Source organism: Bradyrhizobium sp. 23AC (assembly GCF_054863025.1).
Genome location: NZ_JAVAYN010000029.1, coordinates 1 through 18,764 on the forward strand (window position 1 = coordinate 1; position 18,764 = coordinate 18,764).

At 66.0% G+C, this 18,764-nt stretch carries 15 protein-coding genes; 9 read left to right on the forward strand and 6 right to left on the reverse strand.

Annotated elements, in window-relative coordinates; translation table 11 throughout:
• Window positions 1-99: 99 nt before the first annotated feature.
• Window positions 100-336: a DUF1127 domain-containing protein gene (locus RAD10_RS37975; RefSeq protein ID WP_026201826.1), complete on the reverse strand. Its 237-nt coding sequence runs from the start codon at window positions 334-336 to the stop codon at window positions 100-102.
• Between the two features lie 187 nt (window positions 337-523).
• Between RAD10_RS37975 and RAD10_RS37980 the strand changes: the two genes are divergently transcribed.
• On the forward strand, window positions 524-1,867 hold the full coding sequence (locus tag RAD10_RS37980) for an aminotransferase-like domain-containing protein (protein ID WP_091958895.1): 1,344 nt from the start codon (window positions 524-526) through the stop codon (window positions 1,865-1,867).
• 14 nt (window positions 1,868-1,881) lie between these two features.
• Here RAD10_RS37980 and RAD10_RS37985 read toward each other — a convergent pair whose 3' ends face one another.
• Window positions 1,882-2,481: a YdcF family protein gene (locus RAD10_RS37985; protein WP_461621511.1), complete on the reverse strand. Its 600-nt coding sequence runs from the start codon at window positions 2,479-2,481 to the stop codon at window positions 1,882-1,884.
• 62 nt (window positions 2,482-2,543) lie between these two features.
• Window positions 2,544-3,131, reverse strand: coding sequence for a hypothetical protein (locus RAD10_RS37990; RefSeq protein WP_461621468.1), 588 nt, complete (start codon window positions 3,129-3,131; stop codon window positions 2,544-2,546).
• A gap of 93 nt (window positions 3,132-3,224) precedes the next feature.
• On the opposite strand from RAD10_RS37990, the gene RAD10_RS37995 reads away from it, so the two are divergent.
• Window positions 3,225-3,659 (forward strand): hypothetical protein, encoded by a 435-nt coding sequence (locus RAD10_RS37995; RefSeq protein ID WP_084808382.1) that lies wholly within the window; start codon window positions 3,225-3,227, stop codon window positions 3,657-3,659.
• Between the two features lie 62 nt (window positions 3,660-3,721).
• Here RAD10_RS37995 and RAD10_RS38000 read toward each other — a convergent pair whose 3' ends face one another.
• The 3 genes from RAD10_RS38000 to RAD10_RS38010 form a co-directional block, all read right to left on the reverse strand.
• Entirely contained in the window at window positions 3,722-6,121 is a 2,400-nt protein-coding gene (locus RAD10_RS38000; RefSeq protein ID WP_461621469.1) for a putative bifunctional diguanylate cyclase/phosphodiesterase, read from the reverse strand.
• Between the two features lie 112 nt (window positions 6,122-6,233).
• Window positions 6,234-7,643: an MFS transporter gene (locus RAD10_RS38005; protein ID WP_461621470.1), complete on the reverse strand. Its 1,410-nt coding sequence runs from the start codon at window positions 7,641-7,643 to the stop codon at window positions 6,234-6,236.
• Between the two features lie 284 nt (window positions 7,644-7,927).
• Window positions 7,928-8,434 carry a YciE/YciF ferroxidase family protein gene (locus tag RAD10_RS38010; protein WP_091958911.1) on the reverse strand — a complete coding sequence of 169 codons (507 nt, stop codon included), beginning with the start codon at window positions 8,432-8,434 and terminating at the stop codon, window positions 7,928-7,930.
• 429 nt (window positions 8,435-8,863) lie between these two features.
• On the opposite strand from RAD10_RS38010, the gene RAD10_RS38015 reads away from it, so the two are divergent.
• From RAD10_RS38015 to RAD10_RS38045, 7 genes are all read left to right on the forward strand, one after another.
• On the forward strand, window positions 8,864-9,946 hold the full coding sequence (locus RAD10_RS38015) for a lysylphosphatidylglycerol synthase transmembrane domain-containing protein (protein ID WP_461621471.1): 1,083 nt from the start codon (window positions 8,864-8,866) through the stop codon (window positions 9,944-9,946).
• Between the two features lie 86 nt (window positions 9,947-10,032).
• Window positions 10,033-11,985, forward strand: a complete 1,953-nt coding sequence (locus tag RAD10_RS38020; protein ID WP_461621472.1) for an SGNH/GDSL hydrolase family protein — start codon at window positions 10,033-10,035, stop codon at window positions 11,983-11,985.
• A gap of 408 nt (window positions 11,986-12,393) precedes the next feature.
• A complete protein-coding gene (locus RAD10_RS38025; RefSeq protein WP_461621473.1) occupies window positions 12,394-13,746 on the forward strand; it encodes an MFS transporter in 1,353 nt (450 codons plus the stop codon).
• A gap of 124 nt (window positions 13,747-13,870) precedes the next feature.
• Window positions 13,871-14,776, forward strand: a complete 906-nt coding sequence (locus RAD10_RS38030) for a LysR family transcriptional regulator (protein ID WP_092261178.1) — start codon at window positions 13,871-13,873, stop codon at window positions 14,774-14,776.
• A gap of 129 nt (window positions 14,777-14,905) precedes the next feature.
• Window positions 14,906-15,850 carry a 5-dehydro-4-deoxyglucarate dehydratase gene (gene kdgD / locus RAD10_RS38035; RefSeq protein WP_461621474.1) on the forward strand — a complete coding sequence of 315 codons (945 nt, stop codon included), beginning with the start codon at window positions 14,906-14,908 and terminating at the stop codon, window positions 15,848-15,850.
• A gap of 24 nt (window positions 15,851-15,874) precedes the next feature.
• Complete coding sequence (gene gudD, locus RAD10_RS38040; protein ID WP_461621475.1) at window positions 15,875-17,218, forward strand: glucarate dehydratase; 1,344 nt, start codon at window positions 15,875-15,877, stop codon at window positions 17,216-17,218.
• Between the two features lie 83 nt (window positions 17,219-17,301).
• A complete protein-coding gene (locus tag RAD10_RS38045; RefSeq protein ID WP_091958927.1) occupies window positions 17,302-18,750 on the forward strand; it encodes an aldehyde dehydrogenase family protein in 1,449 nt (482 codons plus the stop codon).
• The last annotated feature ends 14 nt before the right edge of the window (window positions 18,751-18,764 follow it).

The window sequence follows — 18,764 nt, forward strand, 5'->3', positions numbered from 1 at the left end:
AGAGCCGGGGCCCATGTATCAGCACGTGCTGCGGCTTCCTGGGTCCCGGCTCTGCGCAGCAGCGTAAGAACGCTGCATCGCGTCCGGGACACGAGAGGCTTACAGATACCGCGTCAGCTCGGCCTTGACCTGCCCGTAGACGGCGTCCTCGATCTGGCTGCGCGTGATCCCGATGTCGCGCAGGGCGCGGTCGTCGAGCTCGTTCAATGTCTTGACCGCGGAGCGGCGCTCGAGGCGGTTGAACAGCGCATAGGCGCCTTGGGCGAGCGTTGCAAAAAATCCGCCCGTTGAGGATGGGCGTAAACTCCGCCCGGCAGTTTGCGAGATCGTGGTCATGTTTCTTCTCCGGCCTGTTGTCCCGCGCGGCGAAGCAGGTGCCGTTGGCGCCGACGCTTGTGGGCGCCTGCACCTCATTTGCCGTCGGATTGCTCTCGCTCTCCTCGGCTCAATCGTGGAACTTGATGGAACTTAAATGCTCCAGTACACTACTCGGAGCAAGTAAAACATTGCTCTCGGTGCAATAATGTCCAAGTTCGAGTACGTGAAGCTTGCCGATGCCATTGCCTCGGATATCTCTAACGGCACGTTAAGGCCCGGCGATCGGCTGCCGCCGCAGCGCAATTTTGCCTATGACCGCGGCATCGCGGTCTCGACGGCGAGCCGGGTTTATACGGAGTTGCTCCGGCGTGGACTCGTCGTCGGCGAGGTCGGCCGCGGCACTTTCATCTCCGGCGACATCAGGCGCGAGGTCGAGGCGTTGAGCGAGCCGCGCGATGCGCGGATCGATTTCGAGGTCAATTATCCGCTATTGCCGCAGCAATGGGCGATGATCGCCAAGAGCCTTGCGGGGCTGGAGCGCGTCGACGCGCTCGAATCCGCGCTGCGCGTCTCGACCAGCACCGGCACCAAGAGCGCGCGCAATGCGGCCGCCGCCTATCTCGCGCGCAAGGATTTCGCGCCGCAGGCCGAGCAGATCGTCTTCACCGCCAACGGCAAGCAATCGCTCGCAGCCGCGCTCGCGGCGCTCGTCCCCACCGGCGGCCGCTGCGGCGTCGAGGCGCTGACCTACCCTTACGTCAAGAGCATCGCGGCGCGGCTCGGCATCACGCTGGTCCCGATTCCCATGGACGAATTCGGAGCACGTCCCGATGCGATCCAGAAAGCGCATCGCGAGGCGCACCTGTCGGCGCTGTATCTGCAGCCCATCATCCAGAACCCGCTCGGCGTCACCATGAATGCGACGCGGCGCGCCGACATCATGCGCGTCGCCGAAAAGCTCGACCTCACCATCATAGAGGACGCCGTCTACGGCTTCCTCGCCGACGACACGCCGCTGGCTGCGCTCGGCCCGGACCGTTGCATCGTGCTCGACAGCCTGTCCAAGAAGGTCGCGCCGGGCCTTGCGCTCGGCATCCTCGTGGCGCCGCCGCATTTGCGCGAAAGCGTGATGAGCGCGGTCCGCACCGGCGGCTGGATCGCCTCGGGCCACGCGCTGGCGGCCGGCCAGCGGCTGATGGCCGACGGCACCGTCGCCGAGCTGACACGGCTGAAGCGCATCGACGCCGTGCGGCGACAGCAGACCGCGGCAAGGCTGCTCGCCGGCTACCAGCACGCAGCCGATCCGCGCTCCTACCATCTCTGGCTGACGCTGCCGTCGCACTGGCGCTCGCAGACCTTCGTCGCGGCTGCGGCCCGGCGCGGCATCGCGCTGACGCCGTCCTCCACCTTCGCGATCGCCCACGGCCATGCACCGAACGCGGTGCGCCTCGCCCTCGCCCCGCCCACCTTCGAGCAGCTCGATTCCGGCCTGCGCACGATCGTCTCGCTGCTCGGCACCAAGGAAGAGGATTTCGACTCGACCGAGTAGCGCGCGGAGCCCTCTCAGGCCTCCGGCCACTCCGCGATGAAGCCCGTCGCCTTGTACGGCTCGATCTTGTCCCATTCGTGCAGCATGCGGCGGCAAAATTCGGCATCGGTGTGCCAGAGCTCACGCGGCGTCGCGAAACTGTCGACGGTGAACAGCATCTTCGTCACCTCCGGCCAGTGCCGGTGCAGCGTCATCGGGTAGCGCCGCGCGGTCCAGGTGTTGCCGAGGCAGATCACGCTGCGAATGTTCGAAAGGCCCAGCGCCGCATCGATGATCGGCAGCGAGAAGATCACGTTCTCGCCGGTGTTCATCGCGCGATGCTCTTCGAGGACAAGTTCCGCCGGAATGCCCGCTTCGACCATCGCCGCCTTGATGATCGTGCACTCGGATTGCTCCGAGCCCGGCGTCACGCCGCCGCTGACAATCGACCAGCGGAAATAGCCCCCGCGCCACAGCCGCGCGGCGGTGTCGGCGCGCAAGCCGACGTCCTCGCGGGTGCCGAACATGAACAGCAAGTCGGCCGGCCGGAGCGGCGTATCGATCAGATGGGTGCGGTTGATTCCGGCGATCTCATCTGCCGTCGGCAGACGCGTGCTGCGGTCCATCACTGACATCGCCGCACGATGCGACATGGACGCGGTTGCGCGAAGTCAATTTTGATTGCGACCGATTGCACCTAAGGCAGCAAGGCCTTCGGCACCTGATCGAAGCTGTATCTCTGCGGCTGGTTGCGCCGGACGAAGCCGCCGACCCGCCAGGCGAACAGCGCGGCAAAGCCGAGGATGAACAGCGCGCCGGCGAACTCGCCGCTCACGAGGGCGCGGATCAACAGGCCCGCCATCGCCACCGTCAGCACCGCCAGGAACACCAGCACCGCCGCATAGGCCACGCGGCCGAGCCCCGCCGTCAGCACCGCGCGGCTGCCCGCCTTCGCCATGCGGGCGTGCAGCGCGAGGATGAACGCGCGAAAGCCGTTGTCCTGCGGCGCCATCAGTGCCGCCGTCTGCCAGTTCGTCGACAGGATCGCAATGCGGCGGCCGCTGCTGTGGCTGACATCGGCGCGAAAGCGGTGCTGCTGCATCGACACCGGGCGGAACGACAGCCGGATCGCGCTGATCTCGTCATAAGGCCACAGCGAGGTGCGGCCGCCGATGTGCCAGGACAGCCCCTGCTCCGTCAGCTCGAAGCGATGCGCCGAGCCGATCAGCGACGCCTTGTAGGCATAGCTCGTGACCGGCGTGGTCTCAGCTTCCGACCCCTGCATCCCGACAATCAATCCCGTCTGCGCAATCCCGTCCGCGCCATCCCGCCCGCGATCCGCTTGCGCGATCGCCCTCGCCCATCCTACAAGCGAGGCATGGCTGAGACGACCTTTTTTCCGCGCCGCCTGATTCTCGGCGCCGCCGTGATATCAGGCGTGCTGCTCGCGCTCGCGGTGCACATGCTGGGCGCGCGCTACGGGCTCGACCTCGGCGGTCTCTGGCGCTCCGACACGCATGAGTTCATACCCGCGGGCGCGGCGATCGCGTGGTGGCTGATCGCGACCGTCGGCTTCTCCGGCGGCTATTTCACGGCGACGTTGATGCAGAGCGCCGTCTCCGGCCAGATCCCGCAACGGATGCGGCAGTTCCTGATCGCGGTCGGCGTGCTGCTGCTCGCGGGGGCCGGCCAGGTGGCCTCGGCGCCGAGCCCGATCCCGACCGTCTCGGGCGTGCTGGCCGGGCTCGCCGCGCTGTGCCTCGGCGCCGTCATGGCATTTTGCGGCGCGCATTTCGCGCTGCGCCGGGGCTAGAGCATGATCCGGAAGAGCGCGAAGCGCTTTTCCGAATAGATCATGCTCAAACAATAGGGTCCTCAAGCCGACGCAAGCAGCCGCGGGCGGTTGAGCATCACCGCCACGTCGGAGGCGGGCCGCGGCCTGCTGAACAGATAGCCCTGCGCCTGGGTGCAGCCCTCGCGCCTGAGCAGCTCGAGCTGCGCGTCGTTCTCGACGCCTTCCGCGGTGGTGACGATGCCGAGGCTGCGGCCGAGACCGGTCACGGCGCGGATGATCGCCATGGAATCCTCGCGCGTCGCCAGCTCCGACACGAAGGAGCGGTCGATCTTGATCTTGTCGAACGGGAAGCTGCGCAGATAGCTCAGCGACGAATAGCCGGTGCCGAAATCGTCCAGCGAGATGCGCACGCCCATGGCGCGCAGCTCATGCAGCGTGGTCAGGGTCGCCTCGCTGTTCTGCAGCAGCACGGATTCGGTGATCTCGAGCTCGAGACGGCGCGCGTTCAGTCCCGAGGCGGCCAGCGCCGCGATCACGGATGCGATCAGGTTCGGATTCTTGAACTGCACCGGCGACAAATTGACGGCGAGGTCGACATCGTCTGGCCAAGTGGCCGCATCGATGCAGGCGGAGCGCAGCGCGAATTCACCGAGCTGGACGATCAGTCCAGTCTCCTCGGCCAGCGGGATGAAGTCGATGGGTGCGATCAGGCCGCGCTGCGGATGGTTCCAGCGCAGCAGCGCCTCGAAGGCGACGACGCGGCCGCTGGCGACGTCGCGGATCGGCTGGTAATACGCCTCGAACTCGTCGCGCTGCACCGCCGCGCGCAGGTCCATTTCCAAGAGGCGCCGCGCCTGCGCGCGCGCGTCCATGCCGGTCTCGAAGAAGCGATAGGTGCCGCGGCCGTCCGCCTTGGCGCGGTAGAGCGCGAGGTCGGCGTTCTTCAACAGCTCGCTCGGATCGCTGCCGTCCTGCGGCGACAGCGAGATGCCGATCGAGACGCCGATCACGATCTGATGGTCGTCGATCTCGTAGGGCGCCGAGATGACCTCGACGAGGCGGCCGGCGAGCGATCTCGCGGCGGTTTCCTCGGACCGACCGATCTGGACCACGGCGAACTCGTCGCCGCCCAGTCGCGCCACCGTGTCGCTCTCGCCGACGGCGGCCGTCAGCCTGCGGCCGACCTCCTTCAGCAGCGCATCGCCGATGGGATGGCCGAGCGAATCGTTGATGTCCTTGAAGTGATCGAGATCGAGACAAAGCACCGCGAGCTGATCGCCCGACCTGGTGCGCCGCAGTCCCTGCTCGAGCTGCTCGTGGAACAACACGCGGTTCGGCAGGCTGGTCAGCGCGTCATGGCGCGCCATGTGCGAGATCTTGGCCTGCGCCTCTAGCCATTCGGTGATGTCCTCGAAGGTCGCGACCCAGCCGCCACCCTGCATCGGCTGGTTGACGACACGGATGGAGCGGCCGAACCGGCTGACGATGTCGGTCGTGGTGCGGCCCTCGCGCGCGTCGGCAACGAGGCGGGCGAAGAATTGATCCGCATCGCCCTGCCACTGGCCCTTGGCTTGCTCTTCCCTGAGCACGTCGACCAGCAGGCGGCCGGTCAGCGCAATGTCGGTGCGACGGAGCATGGCGGCATAGCGCTCGTTGAACAGCATGATCTTGCCGTCGGCATCGAACATGCACAGACCCTGCGACATGTTCTCGAGCGCCGTATCCAGCACCATTTGCTGGGCGCCCAGTTCGCCCTTGGCGCGGCGGTCGAGCAGCGCAGCCACGAGCGCGATCGCGATGATCGCGACCGCGGCGCTGGCCGTGAGGAAGGACAGCGAGGCCGGCGGGATCGACAGGCCGCCGATCGCGAGCGTCGGATCCGGCGTCAGCAGCACCGCGCCCATGGCGGTGAAATGATGCGCGACGATGGCGATCGTCAGCAGCACCGTCGCCATCAGCGCATGGAAGAGGTCGTCGCGCCGCGCGGCCACGAACAATGCAAGTGCCGCAAAGACGATTCCTGACAGCACCGAAACGGCGACCGTGCTTCCGATCCAGTCCACGCGCGCCGGTATCTCCAGCGCCGCCATGCCGGTGTAATGCATCGCCGCGACCCCGGTGCCGACGATGGCGCCGCCGAGGACGACCCACCCCGCCCGCAAGGACGATACGGCGATGCTCAGCCCCACGAAGGTCACGGAGATCGCAAAGATCAACGACAGGATCGTCACCGGGATGTTGTAGGCGCCGGCGCCGCCCGGCCCGTAGGCGAGCATCGCGATGAAATGCGTCGCCCAGATGCCGCAGCCGCTGACGGCGGCGTCGAGGCCGAGCCAGGCCAGGCGTCCGACACCGTTCGTCGCGCGCGCCCGGTGGAACAGGCTAATCGCCGCCGCGCTGGCGAGCAGACACACCGCGCCGCCAAGCGCGACGAGCCGCCAATCGTGCTCCTCGGTGAGACAGTAGAGAACTTGATACATCGCGGGCCCCTATGGACCCGCAGTTGAACCAACAGAGGTGGACAGGTGGTAACTGGCTACGCGCCTGTTGCGGCAATGGTGAACGGAAGATGTGCCCATTCACTCGGATTGTTCATCCTCGCGCCGGCGCACCGAGGCCGATCGCGACGGCAGCGAGCAGCAGGACGGATGCGGACACGACCAGCGACAGATGCAGCCCCGCCATGAACGCCCCCTCGGCGGCCACCAGCGAGCCGAACAGCGCGACGCCGAGGACGCTGCCGGTCTGCCGCGTCGCGTTCAGGACTCCCGCGGCGATGCCGGAGCGCGCTTTGTCGACGCTGCCCAACAAGGTCGAGGTCAGTGGCGGAACCAGCAGCCCAAGTCCGCCGCTGATCGCGATCATCTGCGCAAAGATCGCCCAATAGCTCGTGTCAGCTGCGATCCACAGCAGACCGAGACAGCCGAGCGCCGACACGCTGGCACCGACCACGATGGTCGGGCACGGGCCGATGCGCTCGGCGAGACGCGGCGCCAGCAGATTGACCGGCAGCACCGCCGCCATCATCGGCACGAAGGCGAGCCCGGTCCACCACGCCGACAGCCCGTTGATCCGCTGGAAGTACAGGCTGAGCACGAAGATCAGGCCGTAGATCGCGATATTGACGAGCAGGCCGACGAGCGAGGTCAGCGCGAACAGCCTCTGGCCGAACAGCGACAGCGGCAGCATCGGCTGCGCCGCGCGGCTCTCGCGCCAGATGAAGAACACGGCGAGACCCACGGCCCCGACGAAGGCTGCGATCACGGCCGGATGATCCCACCCGAGCGCACCGCCTTCGATGATCGCGCCGGCCAGCGCCCCCAGCGCACCGATCGCGGCAAGCTGGCCGGGCAGATCGATCTCGCGCGAGCGGGCCCGCGTGGTTTCGCTGGCGTAGCGCCAGCTCAACCACAGGCCGGCAAGCCCGATCGGCAGATTGACCAGGAAGATCGCGCGCCAGCCGACCAGCGTGATCAGCGCGCCGCCGACGAAGGGGCCGGCGGTGAGCGCAAGGCTCGCTCCGGCAGCCCAGACCGCGACGGCACGGCCGCGCGCACGCTCGTCCGGATAGGCGTGATTGAGCAGCGCGAGGGAATTCGGCACCAGGATCGCCGCCGCCAGCCCCTGCACCAGCCGCGCTGCGATCAGCACGGCTGCATTGGGCGACAGCGCGCAGGCGAGCGAGGCCGCGGTGAAGATGGCGAACCCGGCCACGAAGACGCGCTTGGCGCCGATGCGGTCGCCGAGCGCGCCTGCGGTCAGGATGAAGGCGGCAAACGCGATGGTGTAGGCGCTGACCACCCATTGCAGCTCGGCCACACCGCCGCCGAGCGTCTTGCCCATCGCATCGAGTGCGGTGTTGACGATGGTGACGTCGAGCTGCACCACGCCGTAGCCGAGGCTCATCGCGGCGAGCGTGAGCGAGGTCGCAAGACGCGAACCGGCAGGCGACGCGCCGGCGGCGTCGTCGAAGGTTTCATATTTGATGATGTTTGCGCGCATGCTGCCACCTCGATCGCAGCCCCATGCGGAATATAGGCGGCCGGCCCGCTGTCATGCTTCGACAACGGACGAAGGATGGATGTGTAGCGATCCGCCTACTTCACATTCGATGTCATCGCCCGCGCAGGCGGGCGATCCAGTACGCCGGGGCGGACATTGTGAAATCCAATCGGCGCCGCGGAGTACTGGATGCCCCGCTTTCGCGGGGCATGACACCGGATGGTGGAGAAGCAGAAGCACCACGCAGATAACCGCGCGGCGCCTCGATCATCGCGTCTCTTCCTTTAGCTCGCCGCGCGCAGATTGACCTTGCTCTCGGCGAGTGTGGTCAGTTTCTTGTCGGTCGCCTTCTCCTCCTCCAGCGTCTTGGCGAGCACGGTCGCGCAGTCGTTGCGGCCGAGCTGCTTGGCCCAGGCGATCAGGCTGCCGTAGCGTACGATTTCGTAGTGTTCAGCGGCCTGCGCCGCGTTGATCAGGGCGGCATCGAGCACCGCCTTGTCGGCGACTTCGCCGGCGGTCTCGTCAGCCTCCTCGATGATGCCATCGATCGCCGGACAATCGACCGCCTTCACGGGGACGCCGTGCATCTTGAACACTTCTTCGAGCCGCGCGACGTGCTGCTTGGTTTCTTCGAGGTGCGTCAAAAAGCCCTGCTTCAGCTGCGGATCGGTGGCCTTACTGGCCATCTTCGGCAACGCCTTGGTCAGCTGCTGCTCGGCGTAATAGATGTCCTGGAGCTGGTGCACGAACAGATCGTTCATGGTCTTGATGTCTTTTGTGAACAGTCCCATCGTTCCATCCTCTTTCGGTTTTGTGGAACACGAAGGCCGCGGCTTGCACGAAAAGCCGCTTATTCCGCCATGTTCGGTTGCTGATGGGGCCCAACGAGCACGCGGCATCGACGTTCCAAAAAGACCCGGACGGCTTGCGCTGGAACAATGCGGACGGCGCCGGCATCTGAAATTATGTCGGCATAGGAAACGCGCGGGGCCGAGCCGGTTTCACGACTCATATGCTTAACGCACCGCCGATGTGAACCGCGTATGACAAAAGTGACCGGTCCGACGCAGAACCAATTGTTGTCAAGGGCTGCACAAGCCGGTGTTTTTGCCTTAAATGAGCTGGATCATGCCCAGCGATCGATGCCTGCTTTTGGCCGTGATCGTACCCGACTGGCCAATGTCTGGCCTAGTCGGTCTTGCCCCCCGCCGGGAGGATGAATGCACGGACTGCTGCCCGCGCTGCAACGCGGCTTCAAGAGATGGATCGGCTGGCGACGGCTCGGAGTAGCCGCGAGCGTCTTCATCATCGCCTTCGCGATCACCTCGCTGGTGCGAACCCTCAAGGGCATCGATACCGGGGTCATCCTGACCGCGTTAACCGAGATTCCCCGCGGGAGCATCGGGCTGGCGGCGATCTGCGTGTTCTTTGCGTTCTGTACGCTGACCTTCTACGATTTTTTTGCACTGCGAACGATCGGCAAGAAGCATGTGCCGTACCGCATTGCGGCGCTCTCCAGCTTCACGTCCTATTCGATCGGCCACAACATCGGCGCCACGGTCTTCACCGGCGGCGCGATCCGCTTCCGGATCTATTCAGACTACGGGCTGAACGCGATCGACGTCGCCAAGATCTGCTTCCTGTCGGGCCTGACCTTCTGGCTCGGTAACATCTTCGTGCTCTCGATCGGCATGGCGATCCATCCGGATGCGGCGTCCTCGATGGACCAGCTCCCCTCGTCGATCAATCGGCTGATCGCGCTCGGCGGCCTTGCCTCGATCGGCGCCTATCTGGTCTGGCTCTGCATGGGCGAGAAGCGGCGCGAACTCGGCCAGAAGGGCTGGAAGGTGGTGCTGCCGTCGGCGCCGCTGACGCTGGTCCAGATCATGATCGGGGTGGTCGATCTCGGCTTCTGCGCCACGGCGATGTACCTGCTGATGCCGGCCAATCCGCCGATCGACTTCATGTCGCTGGCCGTGGTGTTCATCCTGGCGACGCTGCTCGGCTTTGCCAGCCATGCCCCCGGCTCGATCGGCGTGTTCGATGCCGCCATGCTGCTGGCGCTGCCCGAATTCGGCCGCGAGCAGCTCCTGGCGACGCTGCTGGTGTTCCGCCTTCTCTATTTCGTGATCCCGTTCGGCCTTGCCATCTCGATCATGGGCACGCGCGAACTCTGGATGAACGTGGTCGAGCCCTGGCAGGAGCGGCGGCGGCTGGCGGAGGCTTGCGCGCAGGCCAATCTGCCCAAGCAGGTGACGCCGATGGAGCGCGAGCGGATATTGCGCCAGGCCAACAAGCGGTAGGCCGCGATCTGGACCCGGAGGGGTTGCGAGCGGCAGAGCAATGCTCTCTTATTTCCGCCTCAACTTTGCCGTTGAAGACGCGGGCCATGATCCCATTATTCCTTCGTACCCTTTCCGCAGGCGCCCTGTTGCTTGCCGGGATTCTGACGGCCATGCCGCCCGAGCGCGCGAGCGCTCAGGACGCCGGCGCCCTGCAGATCAATTGGGAGGTGCGTAACCGCTTCCGGCTGTTCCGCGAGGAGCGCGACTTCCTGCTCCATGTCGAGAACGCCCGCAACCGCAGCATCCTGGCCGCCGAGCAGTCGCTGGAGCTCCAGAGCGAGGGCCGCGGCTGGGCGCGCAACATGGTCAACCGGCTCTGCATCGACCTCCAGGGCCGGGTCAACCAGCCCTGCACCCGCGACAACACCAAGGAAAACTACCTCACCCCGATCGATCACCCCGTCACCGTCCGTCTCGTTGGCGCGGTGCCGGTCGGCGCCACCTGCGCCTGGTCGTTCGATGACGGCGACGGGCCGCAACAATCGACCTTCGACTGCGCCGAGCCGATCAATTTGCGCGTCCGCTACGGCAGGCAGACGGTCGCGACCGTCGACGTCTCCTCCGGCTCCGATCCGACCCAGCGCGTCCAGACCGAGATCCAGGTCCGTGACATCTTCGTCGCCGGCCTCGGGGACAGCATCGCCTCCGGCGAAGGCAATCCGGACCGGCCGCTGGCGCTGTCGGACGAAGGATTTTGCTTCCGCTCCTATCTGGGCACCGCTGGCGCGCAGTACTACCGCCCGAGCCGCCACGGCTTCAAGGGCGGCCGCGCCTGCGAGGCGCCGGACACGCTCGCCAACTGGCAGCGCTACAGCGCGCTCTGGTTCAACTCGCCCTGCCATCGCTCGCTCTACAGCTACCAGACGCGCACCGCCCTCGCACTCGCGGTGCGCTACACCCACATCGCAGTGACCTACCTGCCGCTCGCCTGCACCGGCGCCAGCATCGGCGACGGCCTGCTCGGCTCGCAGCGCGCCCGCGAATGCCCGCCCGGCAAGACCGGTGTCTGCAACACCAGCGTGAACGCGCAAGTCGCCGAGTTGCGCGAGGCGCTCACCGCGGCGAAGAAACGCCAGCCCGACCGCACGCTCGATCTCGTGCTGCTCTCGGTCGGCGCCAACGACGTCTATTTCTCCGGTCTCGTCGCCGACGTGATCGTCGAGACCGCGACCGAGCGCGCGCTGTTCCGCCGCTCGGGCGTGATGGCGAGCGTCGACGATTCCCGCGATGCGCTGGCGCGCGAACTGCCGCAGAATTTCGTCAAGCTGCGCGAGGCGCTCAAGCCGCTGGTCGGCGGCGACCTTTCGCATGTCGTCTATGTCTCCTACGCCAACCCCGCGCTCGCCGATGGCGGGGTACCCTGCCGCGGCGGCCGCGCCGGCTTCGACATCCATCCGGCCTTCAACGCCGATCCGCAGCGCCTTGCCCGCGTCTCGACCTTCGTCGATACCGAGTTCTTGCCGCAGCTGAAGGGGCTCGCCACCTGCACGCGCGGCGCGCTGTGCCGCGATCCCGAAGCCGACCGCATGACTTTCGTCGATGCGCATCAGGCGGCGTTCGCCGATCACGGCTTCTGCGCCCATTCGGGCAACGACCCCGAATTCGACCGCAGCTGCTTTGCGGAGAACGGCCAGAGCTTCAATCCTGATATCGTGAGCGCGGCGAGCCAGCCGATGCTGTGCGGCCGCGGCGCCTCGGAATACCGCGCTTATTTGCCCCGCGGGCGCTGGATCCGCGATGCCAATGACAGCTATTTCGCCGCGATGACCTATCCGCAGGGATTGCCGGCGGCGAGCCAGCCGACCGACATTCACGACGCGACCTGGGGCGTGCTCTCCGCCGTCTATGGCGGCGCGGTGCATCCGAGCGCGGAAGGGCATGCGGCGATGGCGGATGCGGCGCTGCCGGCCGCGAGCGCGGTGCTTGGACTGGACGCAGTGCCACCGGGCGTCACGCGCGGATTTCTGCCGCAGCTGTTGCCGAGTGCAAAGCAGTAGCGCGCGCGAAGACCCATTTTACGAGTCGTAGCCCGGATGAGCGCAGCGACATCCGGGGCCATTCTCCCCGCATATCGCTTCGCTCATGCGGGCTACGCGCAACGTCCTCGCACTCGGTGTTGTCGCCCGGCTTGACCGGGCGATCCAATACGCCGTGACGACAGTGATTGAATCGAGCAGCCGCGGCGTACTGGATTCCCCGCCTTCGCGGGGAATGACAGCGGAGTGCTTGGGGCTCGCACATCACCATCGCTCGCACATTCACTCCGCACCAGCATCGTTCCCCTCACCTGCCGTTTCATCAATCCAAAAACGGTATCGATCGATACCCCCTTGAACTTGGACACTTTGCCGCGCGCGCCTCTAGGAGTCGGATCGAGGAAACATTTCGACTTGAGGAGGCGCCTGATGAGCGCAGTGGTGTCCGCAGCGGACGTGAGAAGGTCTCGCGTCAGGCTGCTCATCGTGACCATGTTGTTCCTGGTCACCACCGTCAATTATGCCGACCGCGCCACGCTGTCGATCGCAGGCCCGGCGCTGTCCAAGGAGCTGCATCTCGATCCCGTCGCCATGGGCTGGATCTTCTCGGCGTTCGGCTGGTCCTATGTCGCGGCGCAGGTACCGGGCGGCTGGCTGCTCGACCGTTATGGCTCGCGTCTCGTCTATGCCTTCAGCATCATCATCTGGTCACTGTTCACGCTGATGCAGGGCTGGGTCGGCTTCCTCAGCGCCGGCACGGCTGTTGTCGTGCTGTTCGCGCTCCGCCTCCTTGTCGGCGTCGCGGAAGCGCCCTCCTTCCCCGCCAACGCCCGCATCGTCGCGGCGTGGTTTCCGGGCAACGAGCGCGGCACCGCGTCGGCCTTCTTCAATTCGGGACAGTATTTCGCGACCGTCATCTTCGCGCCGCTGATGGGCTGGATCGCGCACGCCTACGGCTGGCGCTTCGTGTTCTTCGTGATGGGCGCGCTCGGCATCGTCATGGGCTTCGTCTGGCTCAAGACCATCTACGGCCCGAAGGAGCATCCCTCGATCAACGATGCCGAGTTCGACTACATCAAGGAAGGCGGCGCGCTGGTCGATCTCGACGCGCCCAAGAACGATCAGCTCCGCGAGCGTGCGCAAGAGGCCGGCTCCGGCTGGGACCACATCCGCCAGCTGCTCTCCAACCGCATGATGCTCGGCGTCTATCTCGGCCAATATTGCATCAACACGCTGACTTATTTCTTCCTGACCTGGTTCCCCGTCTATCTGGTCAAGGAGCGCGGCCTGTCGATCCTGCAGGCCGGCTTCGTCGCGACGCTGCCGGCTTTGTGCGGCTTCATCGGCGGCGTGCTCGGCGGCATCATCTCCGATGCGATCCTGCGCAGGACCGGCTCGCTGACCATGGCGCGCAAGATTCCGATCGTCGGCGGCATGCTGCTGTCGATGTCGATCATCGCCTGCAACTATGTCGATGGACAGGCGCTGGTGGTCGGCTTCATGGCGCTCGCCTTCTTCGGCAAGGGCATCGGTGCGCTCGGCTGGGCGGTCGTCTCCGACACCTCGCCGAAGGAAGCCGGCGGCGTCTCCGGTGGCCTGTTCAACACATTCGGCAATCTCTCCTCGATCACCACGCCGATCGTGATCGGCTACATCCTGGCCGCGACCGGCTCGTTCAACGGCGCGCTGGTGTTCGTGGGCCTCAACGCGCTGGTGGCGGCGTTCGCCTATCTCGTCATCGTCGGCAAGATCGAGCGGGTGACGCTCAAACGTTCCTCCTGAGGGCTCCCGATGGGAGCTTGACCAGGCAACTCAACGGCGGCCCAAAAAGCCGCCGTCTTTGTTTTGGGGATGATCGATGCTAGAAGTACCGGGGAAACGCCTTATCCATCTAAGGCATGTATCGATGTTCGACCTCAACCAGCTCCGCTGTTTCGTCACGGTGGCGGAGGAACTGCATTTCGGCCGCGCCGCGACGCGGCTGAACATGACCCAGCCGCCGCTGTCCCGGCAGATCCAGGTGCTCGAGCACATCATCGATGCGCCGCTGCTGGAGCGCACCAGCCGTTCGGTGCGCCTCACCCCGGCGGGGCGCAGCTTTCTGCCGGAGGCGCGGCGCATCCTCAAGCTTGCCGAGAGCGCCTCGCAGGTCGCCCGCCGCATCGCGCTCGGCAAGACCGGCTCGCTGAAGATCGGCTTCACCGCGGCCGCGGCGTATGGCTTCCTGCCAGAACTGGTCGCGGCCTGCCGTGCAAAACTGCCCGAGGTGGATTTCTCGCTGAAAGAGATGGTGTCGGGCGACCAGTTCGAGGCGCTGACCTCGGGCCAGATCGACGCCGGCCTGCTCAGGCCGCCGATCGCGCGGCCCGAGCTCACCAGCCGCCGCGTCGTCGCCGAGCCCCTGCTCGCTGCGATCCCGAAGAAGCATCCGCTCGCCAATGCCGACAGCATCACCATCAAGGATTTCGACGACCAGCCCTTCGTGATGTATTCGCCCTATGAGAGCCGCTACTTCCACGATCTCCTGGTGGCCCTGTTCACCCGTGCCGACGTGCTGCCGCGCTACGTCCAGCATCTGAGCCAGATCCACTCGATCCTCGCCATGGTGCGCGCCGGCCTCGGCCTTGCCATCGTGCCGGCGGCGGCTGCGAGCCTGAAGATTTCCGACGTGCGCCTGCGCCCGCTGAAGCTGCGCACGCGCGTCCCCGTCGAGCTGTTCATGGTCTGGCGCCGCGACGACGAGAATCCGCTGCTGTCGGCGCTCGTCAAAATCGCCGGCGAACTGGCCTCTGCGGAGCCATCCGAAGATTGATGCTGATTTCGCATCGGTCGATATAGGCTTTGGCTTGGACCCGCATCGAACGGTCTCCTAAACCACGGCGCATGGACGCGCAGCTTTCTGCTTGCGTCCTCCACAACACGCAATGAGGGAGCCGCGCCCATGAGCAAGATGACCCCGCAGGAAATGGCCCAGAAGATCGGATCTGGCCTCCTGTCTTTCCCCGTCACGCCCTTCAAGGCTGACTACTCCTTCGACGAGGCGACCTATCGCGCCAACATGGACTGGCTGTGCGGCTATGATGTCGCAGGCCTGTTCGCCGCCGGCGGCACCGGCGAATTCTTCTCGCTGACGCCGACCGAGGTCCCTGAAGTCGTCAAAGTCGCCGTCGACGAGACCAAGGGCCGCGTGCCCGTGCTCGCCGGCACCGGCTATGGCACCGCGATCGCCCGCGAGATCGCCATCGGCGCGGAGAAGGCCGGCGCCGACGGCCTGCTGCTGCTGCCGCCCTATCTCACCCATGCCGAGCAGGACGGCCTTGCCGCCCATGTCGAGGCAGTCTGCGCCGCCGTGAAGATCGGCGTCATCGTCTACAACCGCGACAACGCCATCCTCCAGCCCGATACGCTCGCGCGCCTTGCCGAGCGCTGCCCGAACCTCGTTGGCTACAAGGACGGCATCGGCGACATCGAGCTGATGACCCGCGTTTACACCAAGCTCGGCGACCGTCTCACCTATGTCGGCGGCCTGCCGACCGCCGAGACCTTCGCGCTGCCCTATCTCGACATGGGCGTAACGACCTATTCCTCGGCGGTGTTCAACTTCGTGCCGGAATTCGCCACCAACTTCTACGCCGCGGTGCGCAAGCGTGACCACGCCACGATCCAGGCCGGGCTGAAGGACTTCATCCTGCCGCTGATCGCGATCCGCAACCGCAAGAAGGGCTATGCCGTCTCGATCATCAAGGCCGGCATGAAGGTGATCGGCCGCGACTCCGGCCCGGTCCGCCCGCCGCTCACCGACCTCACCGAGCAGGAGATCGCGGAAGTGACCGCGCTGGTGAAGAATCTGCCCGCCATCCGATCGACACAACAAGCGGCAGAATAGGGTGACAACAGCGAGGAGCAAGCGATGGCCGTGACCGATATCTCTGGCGCACCTGTCGTCACGGCGATGCAGGTGATCCCGGTCGCGGGCCGCGACAGCATGCTCCTCAATCTGAGCGGCGCGCATGCGCCATTCTTCACCCGCAACATCGTCATCCTCACCGACAATGCCGGCCACACCGGCGTCGGCGAGGTGCCGGGCGGGCAGAAGATCTGGCAGACGCTCCAGGACGCGCGCGATCTCGTGATCGGCAAGACCGTCGGCGCGCTCAACAACATCCTCGCCGACGTCCGCACCGCCTTCGCCGACCGCGACGCCGGCGGCCGCGGCAAGCAGACTTTCGATCTTCGCGTCATGATCCACGCGGTCACCGCGATCGAATCCGCACTGCTTGATCTGCTTGGCCAGCATCTCAACTTGCCTGTCGCCGCGCTGCTCGGCGAAGGCCAGCAACGCAACAGCGTCGAGACGCTCGGCTATCTCTTCTTCGTCGGCGACCGGCGCAAGTCGAAGCTGAACTACGTCCAGGGCGAGACCGGCAAGCCCGAATGGTTCAATCTCCGCCATCAGGAGGCGATGACCCCCGAGATCGTGGTGCGGCTCGCGGAAGCCACCCACGACCATTACGGCTTCGCCGACTTCAAGCTGAAAGGCGGCGTGCTGCGCGGCGAGCAGGAGATCGAGGCCGTCACCGCGATCGCAAAGCGCTTCCCGAACGCGCGCGTCACGCTCGACCCCAATGGCGCCTGGTCGCTCGACGAGGCGATCCGCCTCTGCAAGGACATGCACGGCATCCTCGCCTATGCCGAGGACCCCTGCGGCGCCGAGGCCGGCTTTTCCGGCCGCGAGATCATGGCCGAGTTCCGCCGCGCCACCGGCCTGCCGACCGCAACCAACATGATCGCCACCGACTGGCGGCAGCTCTCCCACGCGCTGCGTCTCGGCGCGGTGGACATTCCGCTCGCCGACCCCCATTTCTGGACGATGCAGGGCTCGGTGCGGGTGGCGCAGACCTGCCGTGACAACGGCCTGACCTGGGGCTCGCACTCCAACAACCATTTCGACATTTCGCTGGCCATGTTCACCCATGTCGGCGCCGCCGCCCCCGGCAAGGTCACCGCGATCGACACCCATTGGATCTGGCAGGACGGCCAGGCGCTCACCAAAGAGCCGCTCCAGATCAAGGGCGGCAAGATTGCGGTCCCGGACCGGCCGGGCCTGGGTATCGAAATCGACAGGGCCGCTATCGACGCGGCGCATGACCTCTACAAGCAGCATGGACTCGGTGCCCGCGATGACGCTATTGCCATGCAGGACCTGATCCCCGGCTGGACCTTTGACGACAAGCGTCCGTGCCTCGTGCGTTAGGAAAACTTCAGGCATGATCCCGGAAAAGTGGGCACCGGTTTTCCGATAGGGATCATGCCCCTTAAATGACTTGGAGGAATGAGATGACTGCGATCCTGAAGAACTTCATCGGCGGCGAATGGGTCGACGGCTCCGGCGTCACCAGGAACATCAACCCCTCCAACACCAACGACGTCGTCGGCGAATACGCCAAGGCCGACAAGGCGCAGACCGAGAAGGCGATTGCAGCCGCCAAGGCCGCCTTCCCCGCCTGGGCGCAGTCGACCCCGCAGGTTCGCTATGACGCGCTGAACAAGATTTCCCTCGAGATCCTCGCCCGCAAGGAAGAGCTCGGCCGCCTGCTCGCGCGCGAGGAAGGCAAGACGCTCCCCGAGGGCATCGGCGAGGTCGCCCGCGCCGGCCAGATCTTTGCGTTCTTCGCCGGCGAGGCGCTGCGCCTGATCGGCGAGAAGGGCGCCTCGGTACGTCCCGGCCTCGACGTCGAGCTCACCCGTGAGCCGGTCGGCGTCGTCGGCATGATCACGCCCTGGAATTTCCCGATCGCGATCCCGGCCTGGAAGATCGCGCCCGCGCTCTGCTACGGCAACACGGTGGTGTTCAAGCCGGCTGAGCTGGTGCCGGGCTCGGGTCACGCGCTGGCCGAGATCATCACCCGCTCCGGCATTCCCGCCGGCGTGTTCAACCTCGTGGTCGGCTCCGGCTCGGTGGTCGGCCAGACCCTGCTCGATCACCCGGATGTCGCCGCGATCTCCTTCACCGGCTCGGTGCAGACCGGCCGCAAGATCGCGCAGGCCTGCGTGCTGTCGAACCCGATGAAGAAGTTCCAGCTCGAGATGGGCGGCAAGAATCCGCTGGTCGTGCTCGATGACGCCGACCTGAAGACCGCCGTCGAGGTCGCCGTCAACGGCGCCTATTTCTCGACCGGCCAGCGCTGCACGGCCTCCTCCCGCCTGATCGTCACCGAAGGCATCCATGACCGCTTCGTCGCGGCGGTGGCCGAGCGCCTGAACGGCCTGTCGGTCGACGACGCGCTCAAGGCCGGCGTGCATATCGGCCCTGTCGTGGACCAGAGCCAGCTCGACCAGGACCTGCGCTACATCAAGATCGGCCAGGACGAGGGCGCCAAGCTGTCGTTCGGCGGCGAGCTGCTCAAGCGCGAGACGCCCGGCCACTACCTGCAGCCGGCGCTGTTCACCGAAGCCAACAACAACATGCGCATCGCGCGTGAGGAGATCTTTGGCCCGGTCGCCGCCGTCATCCGCGCCAAGAACTACGAGGAAGCGCTGGCGATCTCCAACGACACCGAGTTCGGCCTCGCTTCCGGCATCTGCACCACCAGCCTGAAATACGCCTCGCACTACAAGCGCAACAGCGAGTCCGGCATGGTGATGGTCAACCTGCCGACCGCCGGCGTCGACTATCACGTGCCTTTCGGCGGCCGGAAGGGCTCGAGCTACGGCGCCCGCGAACAGGGCTCCTACGCGCGCGAGTTCTACACCACGGTGAAGACGGCTTATACGTTCCCGGGCTGACCGCGGGGAAGATA

What these genes read in the sequence shown, in the direction of transcription:
- RAD10_RS38025 (WP_461621473.1), top strand. Translation starts at nt 12,394, where the DNA reads ATGAGCGCAGTGGTGTCCGCAGCGGACGTGAGAAGGTCTCGCGTCAGG.
- RAD10_RS37980 (WP_091958895.1), top strand. Translation starts at nt 524, where the DNA reads ATGTCCAAGTTCGAGTACGTGAAGCTTGCCGATGCCATTGCCTCGGAT.
- RAD10_RS37990 (WP_461621468.1), bottom strand. Translation starts at nt 3,131, where the DNA reads ATGCAGGGGTCGGAAGCTGAGACCACGCCGGTCACGAGCTATGCCTAC.
- RAD10_RS38005 (WP_461621470.1), bottom strand. Translation starts at nt 7,643, where the DNA reads ATGCGCGCAAACATCATCAAATATGAAACCTTCGACGACGCCGCCGGC.
- RAD10_RS38045 (WP_091958927.1), top strand. Translation starts at nt 17,302, where the DNA reads ATGACTGCGATCCTGAAGAACTTCATCGGCGGCGAATGGGTCGACGGC.
- RAD10_RS37995 (WP_084808382.1), top strand. Translation starts at nt 3,225, where the DNA reads ATGGCTGAGACGACCTTTTTTCCGCGCCGCCTGATTCTCGGCGCCGCC.
- kdgD (WP_461621474.1), top strand. Translation starts at nt 14,906, where the DNA reads ATGAGCAAGATGACCCCGCAGGAAATGGCCCAGAAGATCGGATCTGGC.
- gudD (WP_461621475.1), top strand. Translation starts at nt 15,875, where the DNA reads ATGGCCGTGACCGATATCTCTGGCGCACCTGTCGTCACGGCGATGCAG.
- RAD10_RS37975 (WP_026201826.1), bottom strand. Translation starts at nt 336, where the DNA reads ATGACCACGATCTCGCAAACTGCCGGGCGGAGTTTACGCCCATCCTCA.
- RAD10_RS37985 (WP_461621511.1), bottom strand. Translation starts at nt 2,481, where the DNA reads ATGTCAGTGATGGACCGCAGCACGCGTCTGCCGACGGCAGATGAGATC.
- RAD10_RS38010 (WP_091958911.1), bottom strand. Translation starts at nt 8,434, where the DNA reads ATGGGACTGTTCACAAAAGACATCAAGACCATGAACGATCTGTTCGTG.
- RAD10_RS38015 (WP_461621471.1), top strand. Translation starts at nt 8,864, where the DNA reads ATGCACGGACTGCTGCCCGCGCTGCAACGCGGCTTCAAGAGATGGATC.
- RAD10_RS38000 (WP_461621469.1), bottom strand. Translation starts at nt 6,121, where the DNA reads ATGTATCAAGTTCTCTACTGTCTCACCGAGGAGCACGATTGGCGGCTC.
- RAD10_RS38030 (WP_092261178.1), top strand. Translation starts at nt 13,871, where the DNA reads ATGTTCGACCTCAACCAGCTCCGCTGTTTCGTCACGGTGGCGGAGGAA.
- RAD10_RS38020 (WP_461621472.1), top strand. Translation starts at nt 10,033, where the DNA reads ATGATCCCATTATTCCTTCGTACCCTTTCCGCAGGCGCCCTGTTGCTT.